This window comes from Pseudomonas sp. 34 E 7 (assembly GCF_900005715.1).
In the GTDB taxonomy this organism is placed as follows: domain Bacteria; phylum Pseudomonadota; class Gammaproteobacteria; order Pseudomonadales; family Pseudomonadaceae; genus Aquipseudomonas; species Aquipseudomonas orientalis_A.
Window position 1 is genome coordinate 61,437 of sequence record NZ_CVTX01000099.1, and the last position, 25,180, is coordinate 86,616.

The 25,180-nt window shown below is 56.1% G+C and carries 23 protein-coding genes and 1 pseudogene; 7 read left to right on the forward strand and 17 right to left on the reverse strand.

Translation table 11 applies throughout. The features are described 5' to 3' along the window. Nucleotides 1-3: 3 nt before the first annotated feature. From nthA to BFP96_RS07200, 4 genes are all read right to left on the reverse strand, one after another. The gene (nthA, locus tag BFP96_RS07185) at nucleotides 4-597 is read right to left on the reverse strand and encodes a nitrile hydratase subunit alpha (RefSeq protein ID WP_065935915.1); all 594 of its coding nucleotides are present in this window, start codon (nucleotides 595-597) and stop codon (nucleotides 4-6) included. Between the two features lie 70 nt (nucleotides 598-667). Beyond that, nucleotides 668-2,182 (reverse strand): amidase, encoded by a 1,515-nt coding sequence (locus BFP96_RS07190; RefSeq protein WP_065935916.1) that lies wholly within the window; start codon nucleotides 2,180-2,182, stop codon nucleotides 668-670. A 151-nt stretch (nucleotides 2,183-2,333) separates the two neighbouring features. Beyond that, a complete protein-coding gene (locus tag BFP96_RS07195) occupies nucleotides 2,334-3,200 on the reverse strand; it encodes a transporter (protein WP_065892817.1) in 867 nt (288 codons plus the stop codon). Nucleotides 3,201-3,281: 81 nt separating this feature from the next. After that, on the reverse strand, nucleotides 3,282-4,340 hold the full coding sequence (locus tag BFP96_RS07200; RefSeq protein ID WP_065892816.1) for an aliphatic aldoxime dehydratase: 1,059 nt from the start codon (nucleotides 4,338-4,340) through the stop codon (nucleotides 3,282-3,284). Nucleotides 4,341-4,673: 333 nt separating this feature from the next. Here BFP96_RS07200 and BFP96_RS07205 point away from each other — a divergent pair, with 333 nt between their 5' ends. The 3 genes and pseudogenes from BFP96_RS07205 (at nucleotide 4,674) to BFP96_RS31750 (ending at nucleotide 7,507) form a co-directional block, all read left to right on the forward strand. After that, on the forward strand, nucleotides 4,674-5,609 hold the full coding sequence (locus BFP96_RS07205) for an AraC-like ligand-binding domain-containing protein (RefSeq protein WP_065935917.1): 936 nt from the start codon (nucleotides 4,674-4,676) through the stop codon (nucleotides 5,607-5,609). A gap of 272 nt (nucleotides 5,610-5,881) precedes the next feature. After that, nucleotides 5,882-6,649, forward strand: a pseudogene (locus BFP96_RS31745) (MCP four helix bundle domain-containing protein); the annotation flags it as partial. 69 nt (nucleotides 6,650-6,718) lie between these two features. Then, a complete protein-coding gene (locus BFP96_RS31750) occupies nucleotides 6,719-7,507 on the forward strand; it encodes a methyl-accepting chemotaxis protein (RefSeq protein ID WP_371914198.1) in 789 nt (262 codons plus the stop codon). A gap of 93 nt (nucleotides 7,508-7,600) precedes the next feature. Here BFP96_RS31750 and BFP96_RS31140 read toward each other — a convergent pair whose 3' ends face one another. The 3 genes from BFP96_RS31140 to BFP96_RS07225 all read right to left on the reverse strand — a co-directional run bounded on the left by BFP96_RS31140 (nucleotide 7,601) and on the right by BFP96_RS07225 (nucleotide 10,724). Further along, the gene (locus BFP96_RS31140; RefSeq protein ID WP_256548839.1) at nucleotides 7,601-8,176 is read right to left on the reverse strand and encodes a hypothetical protein; all 576 of its coding nucleotides are present in this window, start codon (nucleotides 8,174-8,176) and stop codon (nucleotides 7,601-7,603) included. Nucleotides 8,177-8,706: 530 nt separating this feature from the next. Further along, a complete protein-coding gene (locus tag BFP96_RS07220) occupies nucleotides 8,707-9,741 on the reverse strand; it encodes a DUF3800 domain-containing protein (RefSeq protein ID WP_065935918.1) in 1,035 nt (344 codons plus the stop codon). A 161-nt stretch (nucleotides 9,742-9,902) separates the two neighbouring features. Further along, nucleotides 9,903-10,724 (reverse strand): hypothetical protein, encoded by an 822-nt coding sequence (locus BFP96_RS07225; RefSeq protein WP_139113360.1) that lies wholly within the window; start codon nucleotides 10,722-10,724, stop codon nucleotides 9,903-9,905. 438 nt (nucleotides 10,725-11,162) lie between these two features. Here BFP96_RS07225 and BFP96_RS07230 point away from each other — a divergent pair, with 438 nt between their 5' ends. From BFP96_RS07230 to BFP96_RS07240, 3 genes are all read left to right on the forward strand, one after another. Further along, nucleotides 11,163-11,375 carry a hypothetical protein gene (locus BFP96_RS07230; RefSeq protein ID WP_043046698.1) on the forward strand — a complete coding sequence of 71 codons (213 nt, stop codon included), beginning with the start codon at nucleotides 11,163-11,165 and terminating at the stop codon, nucleotides 11,373-11,375. A 536-nt stretch (nucleotides 11,376-11,911) separates the two neighbouring features. Continuing rightward, nucleotides 11,912-13,432: an SIR2 family protein gene (locus tag BFP96_RS07235; RefSeq protein ID WP_065935920.1), complete on the forward strand. Its 1,521-nt coding sequence runs from the start codon at nucleotides 11,912-11,914 to the stop codon at nucleotides 13,430-13,432. Between the two features lie 17 nt (nucleotides 13,433-13,449). Continuing rightward, nucleotides 13,450-14,847 carry a Shedu immune nuclease family protein gene (locus BFP96_RS07240; RefSeq protein ID WP_065935955.1) on the forward strand — a complete coding sequence of 466 codons (1,398 nt, stop codon included), beginning with the start codon at nucleotides 13,450-13,452 and terminating at the stop codon, nucleotides 14,845-14,847. Between the two features lie 63 nt (nucleotides 14,848-14,910). Here the strand turns inward: BFP96_RS07240 and umuC are convergent, their stop codons facing one another. Next, nucleotides 14,911-16,188, reverse strand: a complete 1,278-nt coding sequence (gene umuC / locus BFP96_RS07245; RefSeq protein WP_065935921.1) for a translesion error-prone DNA polymerase V subunit UmuC — start codon at nucleotides 16,186-16,188, stop codon at nucleotides 14,911-14,913. Then, entirely contained in the window at nucleotides 16,181-16,606 is a 426-nt protein-coding gene (locus BFP96_RS07250) for a LexA family protein (protein ID WP_065935922.1), read from the reverse strand. The genes umuC and BFP96_RS07250 overlap by 8 nt, the downstream gene beginning before the upstream one ends. A gap of 101 nt (nucleotides 16,607-16,707) precedes the next feature. Here BFP96_RS07250 and BFP96_RS07255 point away from each other — a divergent pair, with 101 nt between their 5' ends. After that, nucleotides 16,708-17,409 carry an SOS response-associated peptidase family protein gene (locus BFP96_RS07255; protein WP_065935923.1) on the forward strand — a complete coding sequence of 234 codons (702 nt, stop codon included), beginning with the start codon at nucleotides 16,708-16,710 and terminating at the stop codon, nucleotides 17,407-17,409. Between the two features lie 5 nt (nucleotides 17,410-17,414). Here the strand turns inward: BFP96_RS07255 and BFP96_RS07260 are convergent, their stop codons facing one another. The 8 genes from BFP96_RS07260 to BFP96_RS31145 form a co-directional block, all read right to left on the reverse strand. Continuing rightward, on the reverse strand, nucleotides 17,415-18,209 hold the full coding sequence (locus BFP96_RS07260) for a DNA adenine methylase (RefSeq protein WP_065935924.1): 795 nt from the start codon (nucleotides 18,207-18,209) through the stop codon (nucleotides 17,415-17,417). A gap of 148 nt (nucleotides 18,210-18,357) precedes the next feature. After that, nucleotides 18,358-18,900 (reverse strand): lysis system i-spanin subunit Rz, encoded by a 543-nt coding sequence (locus BFP96_RS07265; RefSeq protein ID WP_065935925.1) that lies wholly within the window; start codon nucleotides 18,898-18,900, stop codon nucleotides 18,358-18,360. Next, the gene (locus tag BFP96_RS07270) at nucleotides 18,882-19,445 is read right to left on the reverse strand and encodes a glycoside hydrolase family 19 protein (protein ID WP_065935926.1); all 564 of its coding nucleotides are present in this window, start codon (nucleotides 19,443-19,445) and stop codon (nucleotides 18,882-18,884) included. Before BFP96_RS07270 ends, BFP96_RS07265 begins: the two co-directional genes overlap by 19 nt. Nucleotides 19,446-19,493: 48 nt before the next feature. After that, nucleotides 19,494-20,534 carry a phage late control D family protein gene (locus BFP96_RS07275; RefSeq protein ID WP_065935927.1) on the reverse strand — a complete coding sequence of 347 codons (1,041 nt, stop codon included), beginning with the start codon at nucleotides 20,532-20,534 and terminating at the stop codon, nucleotides 19,494-19,496. A gap of 58 nt (nucleotides 20,535-20,592) precedes the next feature. Next, complete coding sequence (locus BFP96_RS07280) at nucleotides 20,593-20,853, reverse strand: hypothetical protein (protein ID WP_043046692.1); 261 nt, start codon at nucleotides 20,851-20,853, stop codon at nucleotides 20,593-20,595. Nucleotides 20,854-20,983: 130 nt separating this feature from the next. Beyond that, complete coding sequence (locus tag BFP96_RS07285) at nucleotides 20,984-21,190, reverse strand: tail protein X (RefSeq protein WP_043046728.1); 207 nt, start codon at nucleotides 21,188-21,190, stop codon at nucleotides 20,984-20,986. Next, nucleotides 21,165-22,010, reverse strand: coding sequence for a phage tail protein (locus tag BFP96_RS07290; protein ID WP_065935928.1), 846 nt, complete (start codon nucleotides 22,008-22,010; stop codon nucleotides 21,165-21,167). Before BFP96_RS07290 ends, BFP96_RS07285 begins: the two co-directional genes overlap by 26 nt. Before the next feature lie 9 nt (nucleotides 22,011-22,019). Continuing rightward, a complete protein-coding gene (locus tag BFP96_RS31145; RefSeq protein WP_083216600.1) occupies nucleotides 22,020-25,091 on the reverse strand; it encodes a phage tail tape measure protein in 3,072 nt (1,023 codons plus the stop codon). Between the last annotated feature and the right edge of the window lie 89 nt (nucleotides 25,092-25,180).

Consider the following 25,180-nt stretch of genomic DNA (forward strand, 5'->3'; position numbering starts at 1 on the left):
GGCTCAGCCAACCCGAGGTACGGCGACGCCAATCAGCACGTCCTTGGTGACCAGTGCCTGAAGCTGTTCTTCAGTCATATGCTCGGAACCTTCAGGTCTCATCGGCACCACCAGGTAACGGGTTTCGGCGCTGGTGTCCCAGACCTTGACCACCACGTCGGCGGGCAGCTCAGTGCCCAGCTCGCGCAACACGGTGCGCCCTTCCCGGACCAGGCGTGCGCGGAACTCAAAGCCCTTGTACCACTCGGGCGGCAGGCCCAGCACAGGCCAGTTGGTGCAGGAGCACAGGCTGCACACAATGACGTTCTTGAGGCGCGGCGTGTCTTGCAGCGCGACGATGTACTCACCCTGCGGGCCGGTATAGCCGAACTGCGCGCACGCGGCGGTGCCGTCCTTGAGCAACAGCGCGTGGAACTGCGGGTCGACCCAGGCCTTGGCGACCACCCTGGCGCCATTCTGCGGGCTCCATTCGTGCGCCATCAGTTGCGTCATGTGTTCGATGTAGCCCTCGGGGATCAGGTCCTTTTGCTTGAGCACCTGCAATAACGCCTGCGCGCGTTCCCCCGGGGTTGATGTGGTTTTTTCAAGGGTGGTCATCGGTGAGTTCCTCATCAGTGAAGGTCGAAGCAGCGCCTGGCGTTATGGTTGTTGCGCTGCACGGGAGCGGCTAGGCAGTTTTCCAGTCGACGGCCGCTTCGAACGCGGCGGCCGCCTGGTAGATCGTGCCTTCGGCGTAGTGTTTGCCCACGAGCATCAGCCCGACCGGCAACCCGTCCACCAGGCCACAGGGAATCGACATGGCCGGATGGCCGGTAATGTCCTGGGCCGAGGCGTTGCCGATCATTTCCAGGGCGCGGGCCACGTAATCGGTGATCGAGCAACCCGGTTCCGGGTGGGGTTGGGCAATGATCGGCACGGTGGGCATTACCAGCAGGTCATAGCGGGCCAACGCCGCGTCATAGCCGGCGCGCGCCAGGCGCCTGAGGTTTTGTGCCTTGGCGTAGTAACGCCCGTTGTAGCGCTCGACCCCGTATTGGCCGACGAACATGCACAGCTTCAGGGAGGCCGACAGGTCATCCGCCTGCTCGCGCCAGCCGGTCTGCTTGTCCAGCAAGGCGAGGTCATACAGCCCCTGCCAGTTAAACCCGGCGCCATTGCCGTGCATCATCTGCATGGTCAGGCCTTCGCAACCGATCGGGTGCCACAGCGAGCCTGCAATCCGGTGTTCGGCCACCGACACGTCTTCGACCTGTGCGCCCAGTTGCTCGAACCGGGCAATGGCCGTGCGCACCGAGGCGGCGACACGCGGGTCCTGGTTGGCCAGTTCGAAGCCTTCGCGCAACACACCGATCCTCAGCCCTTGCACGCCACGCTCCAGGTAATCGCTGTAGGTGTCGACCTGCGGCACGGCCTGGCGCGGGTCGAGGCCGTCCGCGCCGGCCATGACTTCCAGCATCAAGGCGTTGTCGCGCACCGTTGCGGTAATGGGGCCGGCGTGGTCGAGGGTTGCTTCGATGGCCATGATGCCGGTGTACGGCACCAGGCCGTGGGTCGGCTTCATGCCGTAGGTGCCGCAGAATGCCGAAGGAATTCTGATGGAGCCGCCTTGATCGCCGCCCACTGCCATATCGACCTCGCCCGCGGCCACCAGCGCCGCGCTGCCGGAAGACGAGCCGCCCGAGGCATAGCCCTGGCGGTAGGGATTGTGCACCGGCGCCGGATCGGACGTATGGCTGCCGCCGGACAAGCAGTAATGCTCGCAGGTGGCTTTGCCGAGGATGGTTGCGCCCGCCTCCAGCAAACGGGTGACGACGGTGGCATCGAACGACGGCACAAAACCCTCCAGGGGTTTGGCACCGTTCATCATGGGCACGCCGGCCAGTGAAATATTGTCCTTGAGCGCGACCGTCTTGCCTGCCAGTTTGCCTTCACGGGCACCGCTGACTTCGGTGCGGTAATACCAGGCGTTAAGCCGGTTGTGCACCGCCGAGGGGCGATAGCCCGCACTGCGCTCGTAGCGCGTCGGCGGAATGAAGTCGGGCAGTTCGTCGATCAAGTCATAGGCGTCGAAGCTCCCCTGCATCAGGGCCAGGTATTCGCTGGCTTGCTCGGGGCTGAGCCGCATATGCAGGCGGCTCGTAATGTCCAATAGCTGCTCAAGGGTGGGGCGAACGATTGCCATGGAGGGCAGTCCTTATCGTGGGTGGCCTGGCGCTCAAGATAATCTGCGCCAGTGGGCACAGGCTTGGTTGAAACGGACAGCGACTTGGCTGGGCCGGACACCCCGCGCAACCCTCGAGGGCAGCCGGCCACTGCCGTGCAAGACGGCGACCTTAAAACACGCGGGCGTAGCGCAGGTTCATGCGGAAATCTTCCCGGGGCCCGTTATCCACCGACAGGTCCTTACCCAGTTGCAGCTGGATCTGGTCCTGGGCGGTGACGAACTTGGTGGCCGTCAGCCGGAAGTTGGTGGTGCCCAGCTCGTTATCCTGGTTGACGTGCTCGACGTTGGTTTCACCGCCCCAGGTGCGTCCAAAGCCGATCCCGAAGGTGGTGGTGGCGTCAGGCATATAGCGCCCCATCAACTGCGCTGCGTAGGAAACATCCTGCTTGAGCCGATCGGCATTGGCACCGTAGTCGGTGTTGTCGCCATACCACGTCGCGCCGCCCACCACGTCCACTGCCCAGTGAGGCGTGAAGTGCTTGACGTAGGCGCTCTGCAGTTCGAATTTCCAGCGGTTCTCACCGATGTTCAGCCCGTCATCCTTGTCATAGGTGCCCGTTGGAACGAAGACGTAGGGCGCAATGCTCAGGGTGTCGCGGGCGTCGTTGAAGCGCCACTTCACCGGTGCGGTCAGGATCAGGTCGCCAATCCCGCGGGTACTGCCCAGCGCCGAGGCGTCACCGGCGCTGGAGACGTGCCCGAAGGGCAGCAGGAATTGCGGGTCGATGGTGACGGTGTCGCTCAGGGCGTACACATGCAGCAGACGCAGGATGCCGACATCCGAATTCAGCCTGAAATCCGAACTCGCCTTATGCCCCTTGGCGTAGGCCGAGTCCGTGGTGGAGTGCTGGTAATAGAGCGCACCGATAGTCGCGCCAACGGGGTATTGCTCATAGTCGCCGGGGGCAACCTCAACCGCGTGCGCCGGTAATACCGGCAATACCGTGGTGAGTGTGAGCAGGCGGAGCTTGTTCATGGTGTATTCCTCGCAAACGGGTGCCGTGCCACCTGATGAGATGGCAAGCCGGTGAAGTCAGGGCTTTGCGTGTGGCCAGGCTCAGGCGGCTGCGGTTTGCGCGTCGCGCAGCATTCCGGTGTGGGGATGACAGTTGATGTATTCGAACAGTTGGCTCTTGGCGTCCGACACCGACACTTCGTGGTACAGGCGTAACTTTTTCAAACCCGCAGCCACACGAAAGAACGTCACGAAAATGCGCAGGTGGGTCGGGTGCGACTCGGCCCAGCGTTCGAGTTTTTCCACCGAGCGCCAGTGGCCGATGTTGTAGCTCACGTCGAGGAAGTTGCCCTCCAGGTCGATATTGCGCACGAACCGGTTGCTGTAGCAGCCCAGGGCCTGGCCGTTGTCACGCAGGAAGTCCATGCCGTCCTGCAGGGTCGGCAGGATTTCGTCCAGATACAGCGAGCGCTCGTCCGCCTCGGCATCCGCCCAGTCCTGGCCTGAGCGAATCAGCGTGAGGTTGTCATGCCCCATGATCACCACCCGGCCACCCTTGGCCGGATCACCGGCGACCACTTGCAGTTCGCTGGTGGGCTTCATCCAGTCCGTCTGGGAGATCGGGAAACGGTCGCGCATCGAGCCCCAGTAACCGTGTTCCTCGATTTCGCCGCTGGTCGCGTCCATGACGGCGCCGACGCCGGGCAGGTTGTCCTGGAAGGCATACAACGTCTCGAACTGTTCGGCGCGCGGTGCGCTGATTTCCCGGAAATAGCCAAGGCCATCATTGAGCCGGTCCGGTGAAGCCCACCAGTCGTTGACCGGCGCCGAGCGCAACCAGCGGCAATAGGCGCCGGGGTCTTTCCAGTAGCCAACGACCATCAGGTTGTCAAAGCCGCTGTTGTCGGTGTGGTGGGTCAAGTCATGGGTCTGCGGGCCGTCGGCCAGGCTGAAACTGCCGACAATGTGACGCATGGCTTGCAGCGCGGCTTCGCGCTGGGCCTCGCCTCGATACTGCACACCGAGATACGCCATCACCACCTGTTCAAGCTGCTCGTCTGCGCGGGCGACCCACATCGGGAACGGTGGCTGATACTCCTCGGGCACCCGGCGCGACAGGCTGCGTGGGCATTTGAGATGGGTGTCGATTGCAGATTCCATAGTGAGCTCCTCGTTATTTTCGTTCAGGCCTGCGGATGGGCGGTATGAGCGGCTGCGAGGTGCAAATTAGACCGGGACGACCAAGGGTCGCTTGGCTCGTCGAGACAACCGTTTGGTTGGGCAAGACAGGCGGCGGCCGCCGGGCCGTCCGTGATCGGCGATGGTGCATCCGTACTTTCAGTGGGCATGACCAGGGCGAATTCGCCCCCCTGCGGTTACAGATAACCGAGGCGGCAGGCACGCCAAGCCGGCGTGCAAACGCCTGGCCTGCTAATTGCTTGCCAAAAAACGCCCGTTACCCCTTCTCGAGCCCGCTGTACCGAGGTCCGTGCCATGAATCCGAGCACTCACTATTCGACCCTTGCCGTTCCTGCGCCCCGTCGCTTTGATTACTGGAAAGAAGTGGTCTGCCGCCACTGTCTGGCGGCCGACAGCAAACCCTTGTCCCAGAGCAGTTTTGATGGCGCCCTGACGGTCAACACCGTCGGCGATCTGGACCTCTGCTCGCTGTCCTCGCCGTTGCATTATTGGGAGCGATCCGAGCGGCATCTGCGCAGCGGTCCGGCGGAAGACTTATGGTTGGGTTTCGCCCGAAATGGCCATGGTCAAATTGAACAAGGTGCACGCAAAGCCAACCTCGCAGCGGGGAATTTGTTTCTTTACGACGCAACCCAGGCGTTTCGCTTCAGCTTCGGTGGTACCGAAAATCACTTGGTGCGTATTCCGCGGGCCTTGCTCACCGAGCGTCTGCCGCGCATTGCGCAATACACCGCGATGGTCCTCGACGACCGTCGCCCAGGGGTCATCCCCTTGCGCGAAATGCTGCGCCAGGCCGCGAGCACGCCGACGTCGATGCAGGATGAACACATCGCAAAGCGTTATGCCGCGACATTGCTTGACCTGCTGGTGATCAGCCTTGAGCTGCAGGACCTGACAACCACCCACCAGGAACTCGACCTGTACGGCCGCATCATGCAGTACATTCAACGGCATTTGACCGAGCCGGACCTGTCGATTGAGGGCATCGCACGGGCTCACCACGTATCGACCCGCACCGTGACGCGCGCCTTCGCGCGCTACCAGAAGACCCCCGTTGCAGAGATCTGGAAAGAACGCCTGAACGCCAGCCGTGAAGCGATCGAGCGCGGTCAGGTGCGCAGTGTGTCCCAGGCGGCACTGGACTTCGGTTTTTCCGACTTCTCCCATTTCAGCCACGCGTTTCGCAAGGCATTCGGTGTGGCACCGAACACGCTGTTACACCGCGGCTGAAGCGCACGGCAGTCATCTTCGGCACGGCCACCCCTGCGCGCCTGCGCCTGGTTGAACTGCCTCTGTACCCCTTCCAGCAGAATCTGCGCGATTAGTAATCGCGCAATTATTTAGCGCGCCTATTATCTCGATTCATTCTTTTGTATTCCTGAATGTGCACCTTCCCCCCAAGCTGCGAGTGAGCGTCACTGCGCCGCGTGGATGTTTTGTCCGCGCTCCACAAATGGACGTGGAGAAGCCACGCCACTGAATCCCGGCCCCCGGAGGCCTTTATGAAATTAAGATCCTTGAATATCGCGCGCAGGGCTTTCGTCTGCTTTGGGCTGATCACACTGCTGCTGATCAGCCTGGCAGGTTTCTCCTATGTACAGATCGATCACCTGCGTAGCGCAGAGCAGGACATCGAGCAAAACTCACTGCCCAGCGTCCAGGTCATTGACGATATTCAAATCGCCCTGCTCCACGCGCGCCTTGAAAGCATCCGCATGCTTTCGAGTACGACCAGGGAGGTGCATGACAAATCGCAGTCATTGGTCGAAGACGCCATACAGGCACTTCAGTCGAAGACCGCGTTTTACCGTGAACACCTCATCTCCGGCCAGCAGGATGAAATCCAGTTTGCGAAGACCATCCAGGCGATGAATGTATACATCGACGGCCTCAAGCAAGTGCTTGCCCTCGATAATTCCGATCATGACCAGGCTGTTGTTTTTGCGAACACCGAGCAGGCGCAGCGAGCAATCGCCTATCAGGATCAGCTCACCGTCTTGCGTGAGCAGAATGGGCGTCAGGCGGTGGAGTCCGGCGAAGAGGCGACAGCGGTATACACCCATAGCGTGAGCGTGCTGATTTCGGTACTGGTCGTCGCATTTATCCTGACAATCGTCTTGGCGAGCTTGTTTACCAAAAGCATTGTCAGCCCCATCAACTCCTCGCTTGAGCTGGCGGAAAATATAGCGTCTGGCGACCTCACCCACGACCTTGAGGTGACAGGCTCGGACGAAGCCTCGCGCTTGATGCAGGCACTCAATCTGATGCAGAACAACCTCAGGAGCACTATTTCAGAAATCTCGGGAGCGTCTGCTCAACTGAGTACCGCAGCCGTTGAAATGACCTCGATCACCGAGAGTGCCGACCGCACCCTGCAACAGCAGAACAGCGAAATCGAGCAAGCGGCCACCGCCGTTACCGAAATGAGCGCGGCGGTTGAAGAGGTCGCCAGGAATGCCAACTCCACCTCCGAAGCGGCCATGCAGTCCAGCGTCTCGGCTGATCTGGGCAATCAGAAAGTGACTGAAACGCTGACGGCAATGCGTGGACTGACGGAACTGGTAGAAGTCTCGTCAGGCCAGGTAAAAGAACTGGCAGGCCAGGCTCAAGACATCTCCAAAGTTCTCAGCGTGATCAGGGCGATTGCCGAGCAAACGAACCTGTTGGCGTTGAATGCCGCCATTGAAGCGGCACGTGCAGGCGAGCAAGGCCGTGGTTTTGCGGTGGTGGCCGATGAGGTTCGGGCCCTGGCGCACCGCACCCAGACGTCGACCCAGGAAATCGAACAGATGATCTCCACGATTCAGGCCGGTTCTTCAGCCGCCGTCGAGTTGATGCAAAAGAGCACCTCAGAGGTGTACACCACCCGAGATACCGCAGAGCAAGCAGGCCACTCGCTGCGCCAAATCATTGATTCGGTACTGGAAATCAACGACCGCAATATCCAGATTGCAACCGCTTCCGAGGAGCAGGCTCACGTAGCGCGTGACGTGGATCGCAGCCTTATCAGCATTCGCGACCTGGCCATCCAGAGCACCGAAGGCACCCGCCAGACGTTGATGGCAAGCAATGAGTTGTCACGCCTGGCCGTCAACTTGAACGACTTGGTGCTGCGGTTCAAGACTTGAAGCTGGATCAACACCGATCACAGGCAAAAAAAATCCCGCAGAGCAGCTGGCTCGCGGGATTTCTCTTGGATGTTTTGGCGTGCAACCCGGGATTTATTTGGCTTGGCGAAGCACAAGCTCAGACAGACGGGTCTTAACGCGGAAGCAGAACTCACGAATTTGAAATTGATAGGCAGGCATGACCATATAGTTCAAATCGGCGCCCAGTGAATCCTTAACTTCCATGTATTTAGCGGTCTTGCTGGCAATGGCCTGGTATTCGACCTCGTATTTGTCGTAAGACGCCTTGTTGTAAACCTTCAGAACATCCAACTCTTTACGGCACTGCTCAGCGCGATTCTGGTTGAGTTTTGTCTCTGATTCCGGCTCTTGCTCTGGCTCTGCCGCCTGCGGTGCGTAAGGCGCTGCGGCGTAAGCACTGGCGTTCGCAGGTGCAGCCTCATATCGCGCAGGCGATTGTGCGGGTGCCGGAGTTGCGGCTTCAGGCGCTTCTTGCTGGACGACGGCAGGAGGTGGTGTCACTTCAGGTTTTTCTGGAGTTTTAATAGCGCATCCCGAGAGGGCAATCCCTAGCACTGCAACGATGCCACACATTTTATTCATCGGTTCCACCAACAGGTCATTTCGGTTAGCTGAGTCGTTAGGTTCTGGGTAAAAGCCATGACTCATTCAATGATCGAGCATGAATTTCTACCAGCCTCAAGGCGCTCAGCCGCTCTTCCTTGAGTACGCAGATTAACGATGGTAGTAAAAAAACAGCGAGGTGACGAGTAAAAGCTCGTCAGAAAGACCACGGATTTTATGGGGCAATGGCACTGGCCGTCGCGGCGCTGCGCAATCGCGGGCAAAAAAAATCCCGCTGGGCGTTAGCTCGCGGGAGTTTCTTATGTGTTTGGCGGGAAACCAGGGATTCGAACCCTGGGAACGCTATTAACGTTCGCCGGTTTTCAAGACCGCTATGCAAACTCACACTGGCCGACGTCCTGAAGGCCCTCGGCGTTCCATTACTCACGGCTACCGACCAAGCTACAGGGCGTGTTCTACAGGAGGTGCGTTTTGAGTTTGGGAACTGTTTTTTACCCTCCCAGGCGTCCTGCCGAATGAACGCACATCGCAGAAATGCGAAAGATTTACGAAATACATCGTGACGGCCTTCGGCCTGAGCGGACAGATGAACACGCCCTGAAAGCCGGGGTGATTCACCCTTGGTCCCTTCCCCGTTTGAGCATTGGTCTTTGTTGACGACGCATCATTTTAATCAGTTCGGCTGTAGGCTCGTCCACTACTGACTCACTACCTAGTGATGACAGCAGCAATGGATACTTATTGTCCATGCGCTGAATCATCAGTCGTCCTAAAAATGCGGCGGCCCTGAGACTGTCTTTAAATCCAGACCGCAAGCACCTTCTCAAGCCTGCGCTCAATAGATCAGCAAGCTGTATCCCGAAGCTCCCTTGGGAGTCGATAAATTGGATATCGCCTCGTACTATTTTCTGAATATTTAGCGACCTAGTTAAATCTTTGTCCACGTTATAGTCATCCCTAAGGTACGTTGGAACTTCTCCCTGAGGAAACTCATATGCCGCTAAGTGACTATAGTCGAAGTCAGTCACCATCATCATAGGATCTGAGAGGGACATCATTTGTAAGAATGCCGGGCTGAGCTTCTCAAAAGCATCTTCGTATTCGGTCTTCTTTTCGACGGCTTTCCGATCTACGCGCCAAACAAAACTGGATAGAGACGCTGGATCGTGTTGTGCGTAGTAGGTGACTGCTTGCGATACCACGTAATACATAAGTCTGATTTGACAAATGAACTGAATGTGAAGCTGGGCAGAAAGCCGACGTACCTGATCTGCCGCATACTTAACACTCTTACGTCCAGCCTCATGACGCATTTTTTCTAGGTTCTCCAATATGCCCTGGGCGGTAGTCTGCCTATGAGCATCCACTGCATCTGGGGTATTGAGATATGCGTCTGTTGCTATCCCGTACAATGTACAGTTCGCTCGTTCCAGTCTACCTAGAAGACGGAAGTAGCTCATTTCATCTTCCATTTTCCCGATTTTCAATTCGTCGGTGGAGGCGCATCCATTTTCAGCCTTAAAATCTTGAAGGGCGCTTTCAGCTTCGCCAAGAGCACTGTCAGGAATCGCGATCGCGCAGATGCAACTCCATCCGGCCTGTTCTTTCGTGTAAACAAAGCTTCCAGATTCATCGATAAATATGTGCATACGGATCTTTTAAGCCCACGCAGACAAGTACCTCTACGAAGCACTCAGCAATGAGTATCGAACCGTCAGACCGACCGTTTTGGGTCGGTTTGAGCCGGTCATGGAAGGCAGGCAGCGTCCAAAAGTAGGCATTCGCCGGGGTCTACGAAACTAGAGGTATTTCATTCCTTTTTCCACGAACGTTTAACTAAGTTATTAATTTGCGTATAGTACCTTGAATTGAAGCCAATAGGGCTACCATTAAGTTTGTCGCAGATCCCATTCGTTTCCTCCACAAATCCTAAGAACATTTCATCTAGGCCCTTAATTCCTGGAGTTATGCACATGCGGGAAAAGTGGTTGATCATTGCGATTGCTTGGGCAAATTCATAGGTGGCTACCAAACCCTGAATAACACTAGGGTAATCGACACGTAGGTAATCATATTTGAACCTTTCGAAATTGTCATGTCGCTCGACGGTCGTTGCATTACTCAGGGCGATTGGATTCGGATGTGCACCAAAGTCAATAGCGGCATCGAAGAACCCCATGATGTGCTTCTCGTAAGGTGTTCCCTTCGACTGCTCATCATGCTCCTTAAGATACTTGCGAAATCGCTTAACTGCAGGTGTGAACGACCTTTTGTTCTGTTGGAAACCCTCTTCGTCATCATGCCTGCTCAGCCAAGATTGTGATAGGCCAGGCTCTCTATTGAAGAGGTAGCCGTAGACAGCAGACTCCATCGCTGTTCTGAGAAGAGGAAATATTGCAGACAGGTGTGCTCCGAGAGCTAGGTTACAGGCGGCCAAGTATAGCGAGTGGGCGTGAGCCGCCGCTGCTCGTGACTCGGTGCAACCCAACCCTTCCAAGGTTGAGAGAATCAGATGGTCGCATTTCTTTAAATGCGTAACCGCCTCTGGTAGCGCGTCGGTGATGTTTCGTTCCGTCTCGGACATTGAGGCTCGGTATTGGTCGAAGTCGAAGACATCGCTTGAGAATTCCATTTCGTGGTCCTTAAGGTTGGCTATGCGGAAAAGTTGGGGTGCCCTGGAGGGAGTTTGATGCGACTGGTGCCTTCTCTGCACCTTTAGCTCAAAAAAATTCAGGAGCATATCGCAACCATATCAGGAGATGATGAGCGATAGCAGCTTGATACAGATAGCCTGCAGAATGGAAAACTGAATCGCTCATGGTTTCGTAGACGTCAAATGGCAGCTATTGGCCGACTGCTGCCCTTCGCGGAAGGCAGCGTAGGATCGCATACGACCGCAGGAAACCCAGTTAAACCATCCATCCGATGATGGATTTGACGTAGCCCTCCCCAAAACCGCCACTCCCCCTGCTTTCGAGGCGGTGAGCAGCCTTCCTCGTAGCAATTTCTAAGCAAGTACCAATTTACTAGGCCACTGCTATGCTTAGCCATTTTAGGCGGGGTGACACACATGGCAGGGGAATACTCACTCCCAGATTTGCTTGAACGAATGTACGAGAATCAGCTCGCGTTGGAAGCAGCTCTGATGGAGTTGGCTCTCCAAAGCGAAAAGCAAGGCATGGATGAGGTTGGTGACAACGTACGTGGCGCTTTATTCGTGATCGGCGAAAACGCTGGGCACATCAAGCAGGGCTTGGCGAAGCTACGAACTAATCGTCTCTGACAAAGCACACCCCAATTGTGTAGGGGTATGTGGGGGATTTTGGAGAATAGGCCCGTGATTACTGGCTGCGAGGCTTACGTGGGATAGGTTGCACAAATGCATAATGGGCATTGAATGGCATAGATTGGCGTGTGGTTTGCCCCATTTTTGCCCCAGCCCCTTCACTCCCCCAGAGTTCACGTTCGCGTCGGACAAGCCTAGTGATGGGCAATATGAAAACTTGTGACAGGCCGCAATCGGGCAAAGCCGACGCTCATTGAGCATCGGTATCGACTTCCGGTGAACTCGGACAGATAAAATATGGATTTAGAGCCGATTTCATCGTGTCAATGAAATCGGGGGGGGATTCAATATTCCAATTTTGAAACACCTTTCCCTGCTCCTTTGACTCAATTCGGAAGCTACCCTGCCTGTCCCGATCGACGTCCCCCCATTGACCAGATCATCTCTCTTAATCACACTTCATTTTCCAGTGTGATAGCACAATGCCCGATACTGTCCCTACCAATTTTCTCTCGTTCAAGGATGGCTGCCATATGGACATCGAAGCAGAACTCAGTTCCGTATTTTCCCAAAGATCATCCGGCCCTTTTTTGTTTCTCGGCTCCGGCTTTTCGAGGCGATACATAGGCCTTGAGGATTGGGAGGGGTTGCTCAGTCGATTTTGTTTGACCGGCAAACCCTACGCGTATTACAAAAGTAGCGCTAACAATGACACCCCTAAATCAGCTCAACTCATCGCTGATGATTTCCATGATTTGTGGTGGGGTCATGATGAGTATGCGATAAAGCGCGAACATTCCGCACATCTCATAAACGATAGAACGTCACCGCTTCGCCTAGAAATATGTGACTACCTTCAACACAAACATTTAAATGAGATACCGCAAACTATTTTAGAGGAAATTAACGCACTAAAAGAATGCGATGTAGACGGAATAATTACTACTAACTGGGATGTATTCACTGAAAGTCTTTTTCCTGACCATACCGTATACATCGGCCAAAAAGAACTCCTATTTTCCAACACCATGAACATTGGAGAGATCTATAAGATCCACGGATGCTGCAGCGTTCCAGACTCGCTCATTTTAACAGAAACCGATTATCACGACTACAACAACCGCAATGCTTATCTAGCATCTAAATTGATTACTATATTTGTAGAGCATCCAGTAGTATTCATAGGCTATTCAATTTCAGACACTAACATCCGGGATCTTCTTAAATCAATATCACTTTGTATTGGTAAAGAAAACATAGCCAAGCTCAGAGACAACTTAATATTTATTGATAGGAACGAACCTATTGGCGGCCCTATCATTGAAACATCCTATCTTCAATTTGACTCCATCCAGATCCCTGTAAAAGTTGTAAAAACAAAAAACTATACACCTGTTTACGATGCCATTGCTCAGTTCGAGCGCAAGCTCCCAGCAAGAGTTCTTCGATTTTGTAAAGAGCGCGTTTACGAAATTGTAAAAGGACAGAATCCTGACAAGAAAATCGCTGTCGTTGATTACGATAAAATCCAAGACGAGAACGATATTGAAATCGTATTTGGGCTTGGCGTGATAGGAAAGGTAGGCGAAACTGGATACAAAGGCATCTCAATTGGTGATATCTTCGAAGACTTAATTTCAAACAACAAAAACTTTGATCCGAAAAAACTTGTCGAAACAACACTATCTCTATTACCTAAGCAAACAAAGTTTGTTCCGGTGTTCAAATATCTGCGGGAACTCGGCATAAATTGTAAAGCAGACTACGAAAAATCAGGACTCGAGCTTGACCGTCTCATCAATAGGAAAGCAGAAGACTTCGCAACAGCAAGCCCTCTTCAGACCGTGAGATACTCGAAGATGCCTTTTCCAGAGTTCCTTGCTACTGCATCAGAGTCCGAAATAGTCAGTATGACACCCCTGCTACCTAATGCAGACTCTCAAGTATTATCGGAATATCTACGTGCAAACTATGATCATCTTATCAGTTGCAATAACAGGTACCACTTTCGCCGACTTATGGCGTTTTACGACTGGAAAACATATGGGTTTTAATGTGGGAGCAATATTTTATGTATGACTCCGAAGCAATTCTGAACCCGGACTTTCGCTTGCTTTCAGCTGATGAAAAGGGGGTAGCGTGCAAAGATCTCTACATGCAGACTTTTTTCTCGTTGGACGAACCAGACGTCTGGTATCCCGACGTAGGTACTAAGTGGCCCAAGATAGCGCGAATCTTCTCAGATAGGATCGTAACATTTCCGATTTTCACAAATCCTCACGCAAAACGATACCTTTCTCGTAGGCATGGCCGCATCAAAACCATAACTTATGAAATGGACAGCTACGATCTTCCCGATGCTGAAGACCAAGCGCTGATACTCATCGATTGGCAAATGCCACGCCCAGTATGGAATGAGTGTGCATATGGCTTAGGACTAGCGAAAGAACTAGACCCCTTGTGGCATGGACTAGTTCGACTCCCTGACATCGAAAGTATTGTAATCACCCAAGACAGCAAACTGGAGATTGTCGAGGGTACAGCCCGAATCCCAAGGGACTGCTTAGACGAAATGAGGCGTATATTCGTAAGAACAGACAGAAAGCTGCGAGAGCGTATTCACATAGCCAAACAGTGGCACGTTCGAAATGAGATCCTTGCAAAACTATCCCCCGAACGTTTCCCCGCCTATGCACAATTGACCTCTACTGGAGAGCTAGTTGAGTACCGTATGGTAGGCAATAGGCCTTCGCCAGCGGCAGAGCGACATAAGCGCGAAGCTTCAATTCGAACTGTGCGAGAGAGTGCCGAACAGATAGCGAGGGATTCACCTCGTGAACTGATCAACTTACATGCAGAGATCGAGCGGGTAACCCTCGCCACCATGATTGAACGTTTTGAAAAAAAATTAAGTCTGTCACTACCGGAAGCACAATGGCAGACTTTCTTTGAGGAAAATATTTTCATACTGTCACTATTATTCGCCCGACCTGTGAAACTACTTCACGCCCAGTTCCACGCTCAAAGCTCTCACTTAGATGGCTCAGGCTCCCAGATTGGAGATTTTTTATTTAGGGAGCTAGGTCAATCACTAGCAATTATCGAGATCAAAAAACCCTCTAGCCCACTAATGCAAACAAAAGCTTACCGCAACGACAAGGTTTACGGCCCACACGCAGAGCTTAGTGGAGCAGTCACACAAGTTTTATTTCAGAAAGCGTCGCTGCAGAACAACTGGCTTTATCACCAATCAAATCTAAAAAATTCTTTGCCGGACACAATAAGCTGTATCGTTATTGCTGGTATCACTCCAACCGAAGCAGAGCAACGACGGTGTTTTGATATATTTCGTCACGCCTGCAAGGACGTTGACGTCGTAACCTTTGACGAGCTACTTGGCAAACTTAAACTCTTACTGCACCACCTTACACCACCAGCAACAGAAAGAGACAATGAGGATCCTTTCTGACAATGATAACTACTATGTAAATACTGCTGAAAGGTTCTAAGGTTTATAGCCCAAAATTCTTAGTTACTTACAAGTCACTGACCAGAGTTGATCGAGTTTCGTCGTAAAACTCTGGCTCAACATCCCGCGCCTCATACCCCATTCAGGGTCCGTTGGCACACTGGCCGGCCGCAGAGCCCCCCTCCCCCATCGTGCGTTGATCTGGTCCAGCACGTTCATCACCCGTGTCGCTTCCGCCGGCTGAGACGTAGCGAACAAATCATCGGTGTACTCACCTTGCTGGCAAAGATTGAGCAACATAACCTCAGCCTTGCTGTACTTAAAGCCAGTTCGAAATATTCGATCAAGCGCCCCAACCGCTACCTGAGTGAGCAAACGCACGTCGTCAGTGGGATACGGCATATCCACCACCACACCGTTCGCGTACTTCGCTTCCTCCGGGTTAAACATGCCAGTACGGATACAAACGCGCACTTTCTTACACAGCGAATTCTGGGCGCGAAGCTTCTCAGAAGCTCGCATCATGTAGGTGGCTACCGCCTCTTTGATAGGCGGCAGCTCCGTCAGCCGCTGGCCGAACATACGACTGCAGCAGATCTCCTGCTTTGGCGGATCCGGCTCGTCCAGCTCCAAGCAAGGCGTGCCGCCCAGCTCCCTGGCAGTCTTCTCGATCACAACGCTGAACTTCTTGCGGAGCGTCCATGGGTCCGCCTTCGCCAAGTCCATTGCAGACTTTATGCCCATCGTATCAAGGTGAAATTTCATCTTTCGGCCAACGCCCCACACCTCCGCCACGTCCGTATTACGCAGCACCCAGTCCCGCTTAACCGGGTCGGTGATATTGACCACGCCACCGGTCTGCGATTGCAGGCGCTTCGCGGTATGGTTTGCCAGCTTCGCCAGGGTCTTTGTATGAGCGATACCCACACCAACAGGTATGCCGGTGCAGCGAAGTACCTGAGCGCGGATCTGCCGACCTAAGGCATCTAAACCACCGACACCGGTCAGATCGGCGAATGCCTCATCAATGCTGTAAACCTCAACTGCCGGCACCAATGACTCGATCAGGCTCATCACGCGCTCGCTTATGTCGCCGTACAGCGCATAGTTGGAGGAGAACGCGACAATGCCGTGTCGCTTGAGTTTGTGCTTGATCTGGAAATACGGCTCGCCCATCTTGATGAACGGCTTGGCGTCGTAGCTGCGAGCAATGACACAGCCGTCGTTATTGCTCAGCACCACGATGGGCACCTTCGCCAAGTCCGGCCGGAATACCCGCTCGCAACTGGCGTAGAAGCTGTTGCAGTCGACCAGCGCAAAGGTCGGTTGCTGCTTAGACATGGCTGCGCACTGTGCTGGTGATCACACCCCAGATAGACAGCTCATCACCTTCGAGAACGTAACGCGCCGGATATTTGGGGTTCTCCGACAGCAGGACCACCTCCCGGCCGCGCTTACATAGACGCTTGCAGACGGGCTCATTGTTCAGCAGCGCCACCACCACATGCCCATGAGCAGGCTCAATGGCACGATCCACTACTGCGAGATCACCTTCGAAGATACCAATCCCCTGCATGCTTTCCCCGGTGATTGCTACCAGGTACACATGAGGTGCGCGGATATTCAGAACCTCATCCAATGAGATGTGCTGTTCAATATGATCCGCTGCCGGCGATGGAAAACCGGCTGGGACCTGGAACGAACACATAGGCAGCTCCGCGCCTGCCTCAGCGATAGGACCTAGAATGGTGAAGCTCATGATGCGGCCTTTTACAGATACTGTACGAATGTACAGTTAACTTTGTAGGACGCTTGCGGTCAATTTTTCTGTAGGAAATTTCGACAGGCGGAGAGGTGCGTATGTGCGGACGATTCGTGCAGTACGAAGGGATGGCGATCTTTATTGAAGAACTGAGCCCCCAGATAGAGCTGTTCAGCGGTTACGACGCTCAGTCTATTGACCGCTACAACGTCGCCCCGTCGACACGGGTGCAAATACTGCACGCAGCAGAGAATGGGCTGCATATCGATGCAGTCAAATGGGGATGGGCGCCGTTCTGGGCCAAGGGCAAGCGCCCCGATCCGATCAACGCCCGTGTAGAGACGGTCACCACGGGAAAGTTTTTCAAGCAACTTTGGCCAAATGGCCGAGCCCTGGTGCCGAGTGAAGGGTGGTATGAGTGGGTCAAAGACCCTGACGAACCGAAGAGAAAGCAGCCCTACTTCATTCGCCTGAAGAGTCAGAAACCCATGTTCTTTGGCGCGCTTGCCCAAGTTCATCCTGGCCTGGATCCCCACGACGGCGACGGATTCGTGATCATCACCGCCGCCAGTGACCAGGGCATGGTGGACATCCACGACCGCAAGCCGTTGGTGCTGACACCTGAGCATGCCAGGGAATGGATCGATCCCAGCCTTACTCCAGCCCGCGCCGAGGAAATAGCAAAGGAATGTTGCCAGCCTGTGGAGGACTTTGAGTGGTATGCCGTTAGCAAAGCAGTGGGGAGTGTGAAAAACCAGGGGGCTGACTTACTGCTGCCGGTGCCACCCAAAGATGTTTGATGCTATCAGAACAGACCTCCCAATGCGGCGGGCTCCCAGTTCATGATCACCAGTTCACCGCTAACCTCACTCTTTCCTTGCCGTTGGTTCGATGTGGTGTATCGAATGTCCACCATCTCAAAGTGAAACCCCTCAAACACCCGCCGGATATCAGGGTGATCGTTGATGCTGACCATCACCTTGCCTTTGCAGCGCCGCATGAAGTCAGCCATGCGTTCGTAATTCTCAAAGGGAAAATCCACGCCATATCCGGCCGTCTGCCAGTAAGGCGGATCCATGTAGTGGAAGGTATGGGCACGGTCGTAGCGCTCGGCACATTCAAGCCAACCCAAGTTTTCCACATAGGTGCCTGACAGACGCTGCCACGCTGCAGATAGGTTTTCCTCAATCCGCAGCAGGTTGATCGCTGGACCAGTGGTCGCGGTGCCAAACGTCTGCCCCGTCACCTTGCCGGCAAAGGCATGGTGCTGCAGGTAGAAAAATCGAGCGGCGCGCTGGATATCGGTGAGAGTTTCAGGGCGGGTCATCTTCTGCCACTCGAACACCTGCCGAGAACTGAGCGCCCATTTGAACTGGCGGACGAATTCTTCAAGGTGGTTCTGCACGACGCGGTACAGCGTCACCAGGTCGCCGTTGATGTCGTTGAGGACCTCAACCGGTGCAGCCTGGGGACGCATGAAGTAGAGCGCGGCGCCGCCGGCAAACACTTCAACGTAGCATTCGTGTGGCGGGAAGAGCGGGATAAGGCGGTCGGCCAGGCGGCGTTTGCCGCCCATCCAAGGGATGATGGGTGTAGACATAAAAAGCAAGACCTTTGCTGTATGGATAAACAGTGCTAGGCTCGCTTCGCTTTGTGCACGAAGCAGGAGCCTTGGCTGGACTTGCAGGGACGATCTGCGGGGAAGGTGGCCGGGTAGGATGTTGACGCATCCTGCCCGGCCGCTCCTTTTACTTCGGTGTAGAAACTTCTTTTGCGTAAGCCTGACAGGCTCGCAGGGCGATCAATCCTTGGTCGCCGACATCGGTGATGCCGATAATTCGTTGAGCATGCGCTGGGTCAAGTTGGGCTCTTGTGGTGCCATGAACCACGCGGCCGGTGCCGGTGGTGGTTGGCATTGCACAGCTGCCGGTGGTTTCGGTGGCGGCGAGTACGACTGACAGCCGCAGATCAGCAGTAGCCAGGCGATCACGCAGGCGAGCCTGCTTGGTTTGCTCATCAGTCAGTTCCTTGTGGTGGGTTTCATCTTTGTTCTGCAGGCGTAGCTCCAGGGCCAGGCGTTTTTCCTGCTCGATGCGCTGCAGGTCAGCAGACGCTTTGGAGATCTCGTTGAGGGTGTCCGCCTGCAGCCGGGCCTGGCGCTCCAACACACGGCCATAACGCCAGTCCTGCACAGTCCAGGCCAACGCCGCGGAGCCGACGGCGACCATCAGCAACAAGCCGCCGACGACAGCGATTCGAAACTGCGCGGGGATCAGGTCGAAGAGACGCATAACACTGCCCTCGCCCTGCCCCACAGCTGCAGCCGATCCTCCAGGCCGTTGAGGCCGCCATTGATCCGGCGGGTGATGGTGTTGAACTGGTCCTGATCCGCGAGCGCATTCAGCCCATTCACCGACCAGAACCACGCCGCCGACTCTGCTGCCCATTGCGGCTGCTCGATCAGCTCCGGCGTGCGCAACAATCGTTCATCGCCAAACAGCGCCAGGCTGCAGCGCAGATAGTTGTCGTGACCGGTGACCTGGATCAGGCCACGACCACGGTAGCGCTGACCATCACCGTCGGCTTCGGGAGTGTTACCGAGCTTGGCCGCTAGGGCGCCGGTGTCGTATTTGCTGAGGTACTGATCGCTGCCCAGTTCGCGTACGTACTGCAACTGGCCTGACTCGTGGCCGACCTGGGCGAGGAATGCGGCTTGGCGCTTGGGTGTGTTGATCTTCCTGTTGATCATCGCTGCATTTAAAGCAGATACAAAAACGCCCGCTTGGCGGCGGGCGTTGGGCATGATGCGTTGAAGTTGTTGCTCGGTGATTGGCATGGCGCCTCCTGAGTTCGTCGTTGCGGGTCTGTCGATTGCGTTAGGCGGTCACGGCACTGTCAGCACCGTGAGCGGCTTTTTCTGTTTCTTACCTTTGGCCTTAGCCTTGCCTTTCTTGCCGGCGTTGCACTCGACCGTGGTGGACCAGCCGGCCTGGGTGAACACCTGTTCCACCGAGTCCACCAAAAAGTCCCCATCCAATCCGTCCTTGAAGCCCTGCGCGTTGATATGGCGCTCGGCAAACAAGTCGGTGCGCCCTACCATCTCCAGCCGAACTGCTGCAGAAGAACGGTTGAACGCATTCAGCCGTGCCTTGGCGGCCTGTTCCGCTGCAGACTTGTTGGGGTGGATATGTCGGTCGGTATGTACCGGCGGCATGCCTTCCGGGGCGTCATCGTTGCCCAGCTCCAGGGTTACCAGTTCGCCGTTCTTTTTGTCCTGGTAGCGTGTCTTGACCGCCTTTTGCGTGGTGCGATCAGCGAAACGAAACTGCCAGCGGCTGACATCGCTTTTCTTGATGGTGACCACTCCGAGGGTTTTGCCGCTCGCGCTCTGGCCCGCTTGACGCTGCATCACCAATAGCTTGCCGTCGGCGACCTTGGCGGTGCAGTCGTATTGCTTGGATAAGCGGGTGATAAAGTTGAAGTCGGATTCGCCGATCTGGTCGACCCGAGGCACCACAGTAGTGATGGAACAGACTGGTTGCCAGCCGTTGCGAGCGGCCAAGTCGGTGACAATCTGCGCAAGGGTGACGTTTTCCCAGCTACCGGTACGGGTGGTTTTGCCGGATCCGCGCATGTCGCTGGCTTTACCGCGAATGACGATGGTGTCCGGCGGGCCGGATGCTTCGACCTCATCCACGATGTAGCGGCCCAGGCGCGTCAGGCTGTTGCCGGCGTAGCCCAGGTAGATCTCAATGCCGGCACCGCGCTTGGGCAGTGACACCGCACCATCGCGGTCATCGATACGCAGCTCGAAATCATCCGACTCCATGCCGGGTTTATCGACGGTACGCAGGGACAGCAGGCGGTCGTTGATCAGGGCCGTGATATCGGTCCCGTCCGCGACAATTCTAAAAGTTGGTTTCATCTCGATACCCCAGAAACGACAAAGCCCCGCATTGCGGGGCTTCGTCATGAATGGGTGCTCAGTTGATGTCGAGCACCACCAGGCTGTCCTCTCGAACAGCAATACAGCTTTGACACACAGGGCAGGCGAAGACGTCGGTCTTCGGCTCAATGACCATCGACTTGGTACACGCCGGGCAACTGCCGACCACCTGGGTTTCACGGAAACCGAAGGTTTTCCACAGCGTGGCGAGGATCACACCTACGGCCAAAAACCAACCAACGATGGGAATGAAGGCCAGGAGAATCGCCCCCACAATGCCGAAGAAAATCCAATTCATCCGATAGTCCAATTCAGCACAGATGCCCCGTTTTACCGTCCTTAACGCTGTTGATCTTTCCATGAGGCGTCCCGCGCTCGATCCAAAAAGGGCGAGTCTATCGGCGACAGCCCTATGGGGCAATCGGCCATCAGTCCCACAGCTGCACGGTTTCGTCCGTGACCGGAGGAAGGTCTGGGAAGACAATCAGCAACCCGGCCTTGAGCGGTTGCGGCTGGTCGGCCAGTCCTTGGTTGTGGGCCAGCACCGCCTCCACGGTGCCGTTGAGGTGCCCGTAAAGCTGGTTACACAGGGTATCCAGCACGTCGCCGTCAGACGTTCTGCAGGTCATCGCCATATCGTACAAACTCCAGGGTAAATACTTGCTTTCGCGGGATCCCGCCCTGCAGCAGCGCGCTCTGTTCTTCGTCGAGGTTCTTCAGGCACCAGGTACCCAGCACTTCCCCATATCCGGTGGTGAGGGTCAATGGCAGCAGCTGGGCACCGATGCTGCGCAGGGTGTCCAGTTGCTTGAGCCCTCCTTTGAAGCCCGGAAAGATCGAGCCTTTTAGGGTCATTTTTTCCTCGCCCATACCAATGGCCTGCTGCGCCGGTCGACGGCTGAGGCGTTCTTGCGCAGCCCAGCGAAACTCCGTCTGCCGGCGTAACTCGTCGAAGGCCGCCGTATCCAGGTTGAAGTAGTAGGGTTGGGTGTTTGGCTTGAGCGGCTGGATGATCAGCAGGTGAGGAAACGGCTTCACGGCCTCAGCGAGAGGAGTCTGAGATAGCCCCAGGGCTTCGGTCGGTAGAACGTTTGCCAGCGATGGACTGACCTTCCCGGCCACCTTGTTAATAGCCGCGCCGGCCTTGGCGGCTTGTTCTTTGAGGACACCCAGGCGCTCATCTATTTGAGAGGCCGCCCGCGAAGCTCGGCTGTATGTCTCAACCACTGCGCCGACCTTGGCCTGTGCTGCACCAATCCCCCGCATGACACGTTGGAGTTTTTCACCTGCACCTGGCGGTAGGAACGGCACATTTTCAAGCTCAGCAGCCGCACCCGTGATCTCGCTGATCGCGCCGTTTACAGGTCCCATAATCCCATCAATGCTCCGCCGGCCCGCCTCGCCCGCGCTGACCAGGTATTTGAAGCCGGACTGCATCTGCTCCAGATATTCCATGATCCCTCCTTATGTATGGGCGTCATCGTAGAGATTACGTCGGGCTTCCTGCTGTGCGGCGTCATTCAGTGCGCGCTGCATCAGGGGTAGAAGCTGCTGAACAAATTGCTGCGGATCCTTGGCATCACCCTCGACCGTGACCGGCATGTTCAGCGAATAGCTGAACTTTTGGTCCACCCGTGCAGGCTCTGGCTTAGGTGCCGCAGACGCCTGAATAACCAGATTGGCGGGTTTTGGAGCAACAGGCGCCGCCAGTGAGCGAGTGACGTCACCCAACGCCGGCCCCATTGACATCATCATCGGTGCCGTTGGCTTCGGCGTTGCTGTTGCAACCAGCGCCTGCTGCCGCACCGGAGGCGCGGCGAGGCTATTTACCGGCACCGGTACCGCCTGAATCAGCGGTTTTATGACCGGTGACAAGGGAGCGACAGCCGTTCCGATATCCTGCACTGCAGGTGCTGGCTGAGTCGCCACAACAACAGGTTGCCGAGCAGCGAAATTATTCGCCATCGTTGCCAGGCTGGGTACCGCTGGCCCAGGTCGCGGCGCCATCAACATCGGCGTAATCGGTGCAGCGGTCGCTTTGGGTTTGTCACTGCCGAACATCGACAATCCAGCCCAGCCCCCCAGTTGCTGACCTCCCATGCTCCCAAGGTATGCCCCCACCATGCCGCCGATGGCTGTGCCAATGATGGGTACCACTGAACCAATGGCAGCGCCCGCAGCCGCACCCGCCATGGTGCCGGCAAGTGTTCCGGCGGCCTCACCATAGCCCTCCGCTTTTTCGTCCTGCGTTTCAGCGGTCAGGTAGGTGTTGAGCACCATGCTGCCGGCCTCGACCAAGGAGGCGCCCGGAACCACTTTGGCCGCTTTGCCAACCTTACCGACACCTCCGGCGACCGAGGTCAGCATCTTCGTTCCAGGCCCAGGCATAACGGGAGGGCGAGGCGCTGGAACCGGTGGCCGTAAAGCCGGCGCAGGCACGGGAGGTGTCGTAGGCCGAATAGCCGGCCTACGTGGCTTAACCGGCGGACGCTGTGCAAGCGCAGGTGCGCGTGCCGGACCAACCGGACGCGGTGACCGTGGCGGTGCCGTTGGTCGCCGACGCGAAGCCCGAGGAACAGGAGGTTTTCGGTTGCGACGTCGTGCCGAGCGAGAATTACCCATGCCGCCCATGGACGCCATATTCACGACAAACACACGCTGAATACCGCCCACCGGCTCTGCGGCTTCCCCTCCACCACCCACCGCGTCTTGAATCATCGAGACGACATCAATGCCCGTGGCAACAGGATCCAAACCACCCGCCTTCGGATCAGCCCCAGGACCACCCTTACCTCGTAAGGCGGCGGCAGCTTTCAGCCCTTTTTCCACCACCGACAACGTTGTACCGCCTTTGCCCCTGCCTGTACGGACGCCGTCTGGATTCGAATTGGTGACAAACACCTTTTGCACACCAACTGCTTTTCCGCCCAAACCGCCACGCGCCAAATTAATCAGGCCCTTGCCGATCTTGAATGTCTGAAATGCTGCCACTGCTGCGCCAATCGCACCAATAGCTACCGTCGTACCGCTGACGATTTTCGGAAATTCATTGGCAAGGCCGGCAATGCTATTGCCAACTTTGGTCAAGCCATCGGCCGCCAGGTCGGTGAGCGGTCGTAACGCATCACCGAGGCTGGTCATCGTCGCTTCCATGCTCGATGTCGCCGCGCTCCACTTGGCGTTGGATGTCTCACGAGCTTTTGCCGCGTCGGACTCGATCTTGGCCTTACCATCGGTTTTCTTGATGGTGGTCATGTTGTCTTTGATCGTGTTGCCGTACTTGATCTGGGCGAGCAAGCCATCACTGGCGCTCTGGTCACTGACGATATTCGCCAAACCCGCTGCCTGAATCAGCGCGACCATCGCCTGCTCTTCTTCGGCGCTGCCATCCTTGGACGCCTTGATCTTGGCCTTAAGCGCCGCGACCTTCTTGGCCGTGGCAGGATCCTGTTTTTGGATCAGCTGTTCACTGAGCATGATGAAGGCTTCAACCGGGTTGGACGCCTTACCGCTTTTGGTAGCGGCCAGAATCGAACTCGTCAGGTCATAGCCTTGTTTTGCGAACCGCTCCTGGCTGGTGCTGCTGATCACCGCGTTGAGCAAGTTGTTCATGTTGGTCGCAGCCGCCGCCGCGTCCTGGGTTTGCGAGAACTGCGACTGCAGGCTCGCACCGAGGAAACGCACGGCTTCCGGCCCTTCCATGCCCAAGCGTTTAATCGTGCCGAGCAATGCTGGCATGTACTTGGCCATATCCTTGGGACCAAACGCGCCAATGTCACCCGCAGCGGCCACCTGGCCCAACATTGCGCCCATGTCCTCCTTCTTGACGCCGGCCTCCTTGAAGGCACTGAACAAGGTGGCGATAGTTGCGGCCTCCATGCCCTGGCCGTCGACCAGGTCAGCGATCAGCGGCGCGTAGTCCACCGACTCCTCCCAGTCGATGCCCTTCTCGATCAAGCCACCGACCGCCCGAGCGAGAGCCTGCTGCCCCATCCCCTTCTTCGCGGCCACCTCACTGATCTTGTCGGCCATTTTCTGTTCGGCGTCTGTGCCGGCAGTGTGTGCCCACAGCGCCATCTGCCGGATTTGCGTCTGGTAGTTGGCCGATACCTTGGTGGGAATGGCGATCAAAGCGGTAGCAGCCGCCGCCTTGCCCAACGTGCCGGTAAGCCCCTCTTTGCCATCTTTGATCTGAGAGTACCCGGTGGCTTTCAGGTCGGCCTTGCGAGCGACCTGTTCCATGCTTTGATAAGCCTTGGCGAGGTTACGCACCTCGACACCCTGCTTTTTCAGGGTGCTGAGGTTGGATTCCAATTTGCGCAGCAACGTACTGGCACCAGCGGCGCCGCTGTCATTGGCCTTCTTCCATTCCTCCCGCAGGCGGATGGTGTCGCCAATCGTTCGCTGCAGCACCCGAGCCTTGGTGCCTTGAGCTTCCAGTTGCTTGATCCGCCCCTGCACATCCTTGAAGGCCGTGCCCACCGTGGAGCTGACGGCGCCGCCAATTACCAGGCCGAGCGCGAGTTTGTTTGCCATGTCGTGGCTCCCTGTAGCGAGTGATTACGGTAGGAGGCTCAATCCGAGAGCCACCAGACCATCTCGGCAAACGGCATGGCCTGAATCTC